Origin of the sequence: Microcoleus sp. AT9b-C3, from assembly GCF_036705485.1 — a bacterium.
Classification (GTDB): Bacteria; Cyanobacteriota; Cyanobacteriia; order Cyanobacteriales; family Microcoleaceae; genus Microcoleus.
On record NZ_JAUBUR010000037.1, the window covers coordinates 56,218 to 63,209 of the forward strand.

Consider the following 6,992-nt stretch of genomic DNA (forward strand, 5'->3'; position numbering starts at 1 on the left):
AAATTAAACAAGACAAGCCCCGGCAGCCTAAAAGTTGCTGGGGTTTGTTTTATACCGTCTGTTTGATGCCGAGTGCGATCGCATCTTCGACAGATTGATAGCGTTTCCGGTTGCACGAGCGACATGATATAGAGGAGACGCCACTGCCGTCTCGAAATCTGTGGGCAATATTAATTCCGATGCTGCCACATTTGATATGAAAGCAGTTTATTTTAGGCGGCAAAAAAAATGAGGACACAGCACTGCTGTGTCCCTACTGTATATTTGTATTTTTCTAATTGGGAAAAAATAAGACCCACCCTCAACCTAAACACTCAACCCTATACTTTTCGACGACCGTTTGTGCAAGCTTTATTTGTCAAAAAATTGCAATCCGATATCAATATTTTTTAACTCAGGATTTTAAATTGCTAAGTCGGCTGAGCTTCCAGCCAATCAAAAATTAGGTTTAACTGTTCGAGTGTTACTAACCCGTACTGCCACAGAACCATCGGCAGTTCGCTGGCATCTTGTTCACCGTGTCGGAGAGCAACGGCGATGGCAGAATTCGATATTGCCAACTCTCCCCGCAAATAATCGATCAGTTGAGCCTTTCTCATCACCTTCACCGCCAGTTTTATGCACTATTGTAAAGATATGTAGCTAATTGGTCTTTATCGGAAGTTTAATTGGTCTAATTTTAGGTTCATAATAGAGAACCTTGTGTGATCGAAACCGCACAAAACTTGTGATAAAACTCTGATAAAAAAGCGATCGCAGTCACAATAACTCCGAGAATCAAAAATTGGGTTCCGCGATCGCTCGTTTGCTTTAAATGAATTCATTTAAAATTGCTAAAGTCCTAGCTGAAGCTGAACTCCCGCTTCTGTACCGCTGTCGGTTTGTTTAGGAGGTAAAGGATTTCCTTGACGCTGGGCGTCCGAAGGAGTAGTAATAAATTCCAATGGGCCATCGATTTTGAGGCGAAATGTATCGCCAAAGCTGCTTTCCCTTCTAGCAGAATTAGTCCCCGTTTCTGGTTGACCAATCAAGTTTTGGTAGTCCGAGTCTAAGGTTCTGTCCTCCACAGTCCTCAACGAGTCCCCAGATAAAGTCGTTTCCGAATATTGGGGCGCTGGTTGCAGTCTTTGTTGGGCGAGAACCGCCGGGGTCAAACCGATAAAAATTGAGCTCAGTCCGAGAGCAGTGCCAAGAGTAGCAATAACTGCGTTCATCATCCATGCCTCCGCTAGTTGCATCCTACTATGCGCTTATTGTACCGAGCCAGCATTAAGTTGCACTCTATCAAAAGTAGCTGCTTGTGGAGATATCAATTGCAGTACGGATAAATTCGGGGGCTTGAGGATTTTAGATTTTCGATTTGGGATTGACTTCACGGATAAATTCGGGGGCTTGAGGATTTTAGATTTTCGATTTGGGATTGATTCCACGGATAAATCACGTGGCGGGTACAATCAAGAAATTCTCGATCAGGAGGGGAAAAATAGTTAGTGGTGGACGTACGGGTGGCTATCCATCCATTGTTTTTCACGAAAATAGTTCCTTGCAGCCCGCCGCCACGCTAAAAACACCCGGTTTTAGATACCAGCCTAAAAAAAGAATGGAACAGCAGGCAAGTTCTAAACCCTTACAGAATCTCTTTTTCCCAATTATTTAATTCTTTAATCTCAAAATCTATAATAATATGAGCGTGTAGAGTACGTCCAAGATTGATACTGCATTCATCTCGATCGCCAATGTTCCCAAAGCACCCGATCGCGCTAAGATGGCGGTGGCAGTCGTTAAAAACTCAGTTGCCAGCGGCAGATTCCGAGTTATTAACAGCACTTTGCCTACTAAAACCCTCTCAACTTCAAAACCTGCGCTCATCAAGTTGTACTTGACTGGAATGTTGTGGGTTCATCATAGTTCTGCTTTACCATGCCAATCAAATATCTGACCGACCCGATTTTAAAGATGTCGGGTAAAGTGCCAATTCGCATCGTCCTTGTTGTGCCTTTTGCCCTCCAGACTTTCGCTGCGGTAGGGTTGACGGGGTGGCTGTCGCTGCGGAACGGGCGCATAGCCGTCAACGATGTTGCCGCACAACTGCGGACAGAAGTCACATCGCGTATCCAGCAACATATTAATAGTTATATTGAAACGCCACACCAAATCAATCAGCTCAATCTCGATGCTATCCGTCTCGGCATTGTGAACGAGCAGGATAGTGATAGTTTGCAACGCTACTTCTACAAACAAATCAAAATTTTTGATAAAATTAGCTACATTCAATTCGCATCAGAAAAAAAAGATTTTATTGGAGTTGAACGCCTCGACGACGGCAACTTGCAAATTCAGATTTCTAATCAATCTACTGGCTATAATTTGCATAGCTACGCGGTGTCCGAGTTCGAGAAACAAACCAAGCTATTAAAAACCACTCTCAACTACGACCCCCGCGTCCGACCTTGGTACATAGCTCCGGTGCGGGCAGGCAAACCGACTTGGAGTAAAATTTATAATTATTTTGACGCTCCCAAACTAGCGATTACGGCTGGTCAACCAGTTTATGGCGAGGATGGTAAACTGATTGGCATCCTGGGTACTGACTTGGCACTTTCCAAGCTCAATAACTTCTTGGAAACTCTAAAAATTGGCAAATCAGGACAGACTTTTATTGTAGAAAGGTCTGGGCAATTGGTGGCAAATTCTACTCAGGAACCGCCATTTATTGTTAGCAATGGTGTGGCGAAACGGATTGTGGCAACGAGCAGCAAGAATGTTCTAATTCGATCGACCGCCCGCTATTTGACAGAACGCTTCGGGGATTTGCACAAAATTGACAGATCTCGCCAGTTAGATTTTACGATCGACGGTCAACGGCAATTTCTACAGGTGACGCCGCTTTTAGACAGCAGGGGCCTCGACTGGTTGATTGTGGTGACGGTTCCTGAAGCCGATTTTATGGAAAGGATTCATGCCAACACTCGGTATACTGTGGTGATGTGTCTGGGTGCTTTGGTGCTGGCAACGGCGATTGGCGCTCTGACTTCTAGGTGGATTGTTGTACCGATTCGGCGTCTGAGCAAGGCTGCGGAGGCTTTGTCCCGGGGAGAATGGGACGGGATGGCAGTAGATTCCCGCTTGATGGCGTCTGTAGAGCGAGAGGATGAGGTGGGTGTCTTGGCTCGCTCTTTTAATAGGATGGCCGGTCAATTGGAAGAGTCGTTTACTACTCTCGAAGATCGGGTAGAATCTGCGATCGCCGACAAAAATCAATTAATTATTTCTCTGAAAAACTCCCAGCAAAAACTGGCTCTCCATCTTCACCAAACTCCTTTGGGAGCGATTGAATGGAATCTAAACTTTGAAGTAGCGGAATGGAATTTGTCAGCGGAAAGAATTTTTGGATACAACCGCTTGGAAGCTATGGGACGCCACGGAGTCGATCTCATAGTTCCTGAAAGTGCTAAGGAATATGTCAGGCAACTATCTATAACTTTGCTCACTAATCAAGGAGGAGTTACCAGCCTTAACGAGAACATCACAAAAGACGGCAAAATAATTCTGTGCGAGTGGTACAATACGACTTTGGTTGATGCTGATGGCAGCATCATTGGGGTGGCATCGCTGATTCAGGATGTGACTGAATTTCACAGTGCTGTGCAGAAGTTGCGGGCTAGCGAGGAGCGGTTTCGCCAGTTGGCCGAAAATATTCATGAGGTATTTTGGATTAGAGAACCCAATCAAAAGCAGCTAATTTATGTGAGCCCTGCTTGCGAAAAAATATGGAATTTGAGCTGTCAGAGTTTGCAGTCAGAACCGGAGGCTTTTTGGGATGCTATTCACCCGGAGGATCTCGATCGCGTCAAGGCTGCTTTTGCGAAACAGGTGCGGGGCGATTATGATGAGGAGTATCGGGTAGTGCGATCCCATACGGGGGCTACGCCAACGGAAGGTTCAGTTTGCTGGGTGCGCGATCGGGCTTTTCCAGTCCGCAGCCAAACCGGAGAAATTTACCGCATCGTCGGTATTGCCGAAGATATTACCCAGCGCAAATTAGCAGAAGAATTCCAAAAAGTCGCTCAAACCGCTCAAGCTGCAAACCAAGCCAAAAGCGCCTTTTTAGCTAATATGAGCCACGAATTGCGAACTCCCCTCAACGCGATTATTGGTTACAGCGATATGCTCAAAGAAGACGCCGAGGATTTAGGCTGCGAAGATTTTATCCCCGACTTGCAAAAAATTCAAACAGCGGGCAAACACTTGCTATCTTTAATTAGCGACATTCTAGATATTTCTAAGATTGAAGCGGGTCGGATGGAACTTTACTTAGAAACTTTCAATCCGGTTAATTTAATTGACGAGGTAGTTTCTACGGTCAAACCCTTGGTAGATAAAAATTCTAATAAGTTTGAAGTTGATTGTGGTAGCGACTTGGGAATGATGTATGCTGACATTACCAAAACTCGTCAAATATTGCTCAACCTGCTGAGCAATGCAGCCAAATTTACGGAACATGGCACTATTACCCTCTGCATTGAAAGAGTTAAATATGACAGCTTAACAACTCAAGAAATAGCAGAACCTTCCGACTCAATAATTTTTCGCGTAGCTGATACGGGTATTGGGATTCCCCCCGAACAATTGCAGCATTTATTTCAAGCATTTATGCAGGGCGACGCCTCAACTACGCGCAAGTACGGCGGCACGGGCTTAGGATTGACTATTAGCCGTCACTTTTGCGTGATGATGGGTGGCGATATGCACGTTGAAAGCGAGTTAGGTTGCGGTTCGGTTTTTACTGTGTACTTGCCGGCCCGCGTTGAATTATTGGTCAGCAGTTAGTCTGGCTATCCGGGACGCAATTGTTACCAGAAAGAATTGGTTTAAAGCCCCAAGCATAAGCGGGAGAAATTAAAAGAAAACTATTGATTACTCCCATCCTCTTCCTTTCAGGTAGAGGTCGCTATAAAGCAGTCAATGGAGTTTAGATTTTAGATTTTAGATTTTAGAGGCGACCCCACGGATAAATGCTCTTTCTTGAGGATTTTGGATTTTTGATTTGGGAGTGATTCCACGGATAAATCACGTGGCGGGTACCACCTTTGAAATTCGCTTGTCAACTCCCAACCGTCAACTGTCAACTGTCAACGGAAACAAGAAACCAGGTTTATTGACAAAAAACCTACGCTTTCAGATAAATTCGGGGCAATAAACTAAGGTGAGGATAGGATGCACCATAAGTCCTACTCCTAGCTAATTTCCCGGTTCCGCCGCCCCAAAAGTTGAGCTGTTAATACCCCGCCGACAAAGCCAAAGAAATGTGCTTGCCAGGAAACTCCCTGCTGCGAGGGCAAAACTCCCCAAATTAAACTGCCGTAGAAGAAACCGACAATTAAAGATAACAAAATAGAGGTAAAGCTGCGTTCAAAATAGCCCCGCAGCAACAAAAAGCCGAAGTAACCAAAGATTAATCCGCTGGCACCAATGTGAACGGAATTAGGCGCGCCGGTCAGCCAAACTCCCAATCCGCTGACTAGCACAGTGACGGCACTTACGATAAAAAAGTCGCTAAGTTCTCGCAACATAATCAACCAACCCAATGTCACAAAAGGGAGGGTATTGGCGGCTAAGTGAGCAAAACTGCCGTGCAGAAAAGGCATGAACAGGATGCCTTGAAGTCCGTCGAGGCTGCGGGGGTGGACTCCGTAGTCATTTAGCCGGCCTCCGAATACGAATACATCGACAATTTCGATAATCCAGAGGAGGGAGACGAAGCCACCGAGAATGGCGGCGTGGCTTTGCAATTCGCGGGTGATAGCTTTGGTTTCTGGGTTACTCATGGGTTGTGGGGGCGGTGATACCGATTATTTCTCATTGTAGAAGTTTCTGAGCGATCGCGAGCAAAGATTGTTGGGGCTAGGTTTCAGGGTTTTTTGCAGCAGAGCTTATTTAGAAATATTATAAGTTTTATTAAAAGTTCCGCATTTTCACGTATAGGATAATTCACCTGAATGCGTCACAATTGTAATTGAACTACAAAAGGAGAGTCAACCGAAGGTTGAAGCTAGAACGTAGAAGACAGAATTTTTACCCTATCAATCAATCGTTGGGCTTGAAATGAGGACAGTTTTTAGAGCGCACACCGCCTTTAAAAAAAATCAGGAACTACTTTTCTCGCCCTAAGTCATTAATTTTAGAAGTTCAATCCGGTAAAGCAAAACGAGATGCTGTAGATACTGATTGTAGATAATATCGCACAAGCTCTACAGAGAGTTCTTGGCACCTCGTTATAAAAGAGGAAAAGAGCAAAATGAACGTATTTGAGCATACAATCTCCTACCGAACTCTGCCAAATTGGGTAGGGTTGAGCAAACAAGAAACCGCCGTTAATGTCGCTACAAATTCTCAACCTTACGGTCAAAAGCCACACTTTGACCCCTTGCATCCGCTAAAAGAATGGCTTGATAACACTGCAATTAAAAGTCAAAAGTTGGCTCGGTTGCTGTGTAAGTTTATTCCCAGCCAGTGTCCGTTTGAGCGGGAAGTTAAAATTGGCGATCGCACTTTATTATCCATTCCGCCGCTGTGCAAGTTAAATCCGCTTTACGAGCAAGTGGTTGGGCTGCGCTTTCGAGCTTTGTGTTATTTGGCTGACGAGTGTGGCGAGGATGTGACTCCTTATTGTTAATTCTGCAAAAACTTAAATTATTCACTGTCTTTTCACCCTCCCTTCTCCTTGTTAGGGAGGGTTTTTGTTTTGTGTCGGCTTTCAAGGAGCAAAAGTGCGGTCAATTTCTCAATCGCCCAGTAAATCAGTTTTCAATCAATTCTTTTTTTTCGTGATTGATAGTTATCTCAAGGGTGGTTGTTTGGGAGGCTTTTGTAGGGAGGAGCCCGGTTAGGTAAAACAACTATCAAGAGAAGAGAATATAGCCTTTATCAAAAAGATGAGGTACAATAACAGCAGTGAGTAAACCAATTCCAAATATCGTCTGATGTAACTT

General features: G+C 44.6%; 6 protein-coding genes. 2 read left to right on the forward strand and 4 right to left on the reverse strand.

Annotated elements, in window-relative coordinates:
- Nucleotides 1-410: 410 nt before the first annotated feature.
- The 3 genes from QUB77_RS25880 to QUB77_RS25890 all read right to left on the reverse strand — a co-directional run bounded on the left by QUB77_RS25880 (nt 411) and on the right by QUB77_RS25890 (nt 1,869).
- Entirely contained in the window at nt 411-599 is a 189-nt protein-coding gene (locus QUB77_RS25880; protein ID WP_015178546.1) for a DUF2949 domain-containing protein, read from the reverse strand.
- Between the two features lie 234 nt (nt 600-833).
- The gene (locus QUB77_RS25885) at nt 834-1,217 is read right to left on the reverse strand and encodes a hypothetical protein (protein WP_333178620.1); all 384 of its coding nucleotides are present in this window, start codon (nt 1,215-1,217) and stop codon (nt 834-836) included.
- 457 nt (nt 1,218-1,674) lie between these two features.
- Entirely contained in the window at nt 1,675-1,869 is a 195-nt protein-coding gene (locus QUB77_RS25890) for a hypothetical protein (RefSeq protein WP_333178618.1), read from the reverse strand.
- A gap of 51 nt (nt 1,870-1,920) precedes the next feature.
- On the opposite strand from QUB77_RS25890, the gene QUB77_RS25895 reads away from it, so the two are divergent.
- Nucleotides 1,921-4,830: a PAS domain S-box protein gene (locus tag QUB77_RS25895; RefSeq protein ID WP_333178615.1), complete on the forward strand. Its 2,910-nt coding sequence runs from the start codon at nt 1,921-1,923 to the stop codon at nt 4,828-4,830.
- Between the two features lie 407 nt (nt 4,831-5,237).
- Here the strand turns inward: QUB77_RS25895 and QUB77_RS25900 are convergent, their stop codons facing one another.
- On the reverse strand, nt 5,238-5,828 hold the full coding sequence (locus tag QUB77_RS25900) for a rhomboid family intramembrane serine protease (protein ID WP_333178612.1): 591 nt from the start codon (nt 5,826-5,828) through the stop codon (nt 5,238-5,240).
- 470 nt (nt 5,829-6,298) lie between these two features.
- Here QUB77_RS25900 and QUB77_RS25905 point away from each other — a divergent pair, with 470 nt between their 5' ends.
- Nucleotides 6,299-6,676, forward strand: a complete 378-nt coding sequence (locus tag QUB77_RS25905) for a Mo-dependent nitrogenase C-terminal domain-containing protein (protein WP_333178610.1) — start codon at nt 6,299-6,301, stop codon at nt 6,674-6,676.
- The last annotated feature ends 316 nt before the right edge of the window (nt 6,677-6,992 follow it).

What these genes read in the sequence shown, in the direction of transcription:
- QUB77_RS25895 (WP_333178615.1), top strand. Translation starts at nt 1,921, where the DNA reads ATGCCAATCAAATATCTGACCGACCCGATTTTAAAGATGTCGGGTAAA.
- QUB77_RS25885 (WP_333178620.1), bottom strand. Translation starts at nt 1,217, where the DNA reads ATGATGAACGCAGTTATTGCTACTCTTGGCACTGCTCTCGGACTGAGC.
- QUB77_RS25900 (WP_333178612.1), bottom strand. Translation starts at nt 5,828, where the DNA reads ATGAGTAACCCAGAAACCAAAGCTATCACCCGCGAATTGCAAAGCCAC.
- QUB77_RS25905 (WP_333178610.1), top strand. Translation starts at nt 6,299, where the DNA reads ATGAACGTATTTGAGCATACAATCTCCTACCGAACTCTGCCAAATTGG.
- QUB77_RS25880 (WP_015178546.1), bottom strand. Translation starts at nt 599, where the DNA reads ATGAGAAAGGCTCAACTGATCGATTATTTGCGGGGAGAGTTGGCAATA.
- QUB77_RS25890 (WP_333178618.1), bottom strand. Translation starts at nt 1,869, where the DNA reads ATGAGCGCAGGTTTTGAAGTTGAGAGGGTTTTAGTAGGCAAAGTGCTG.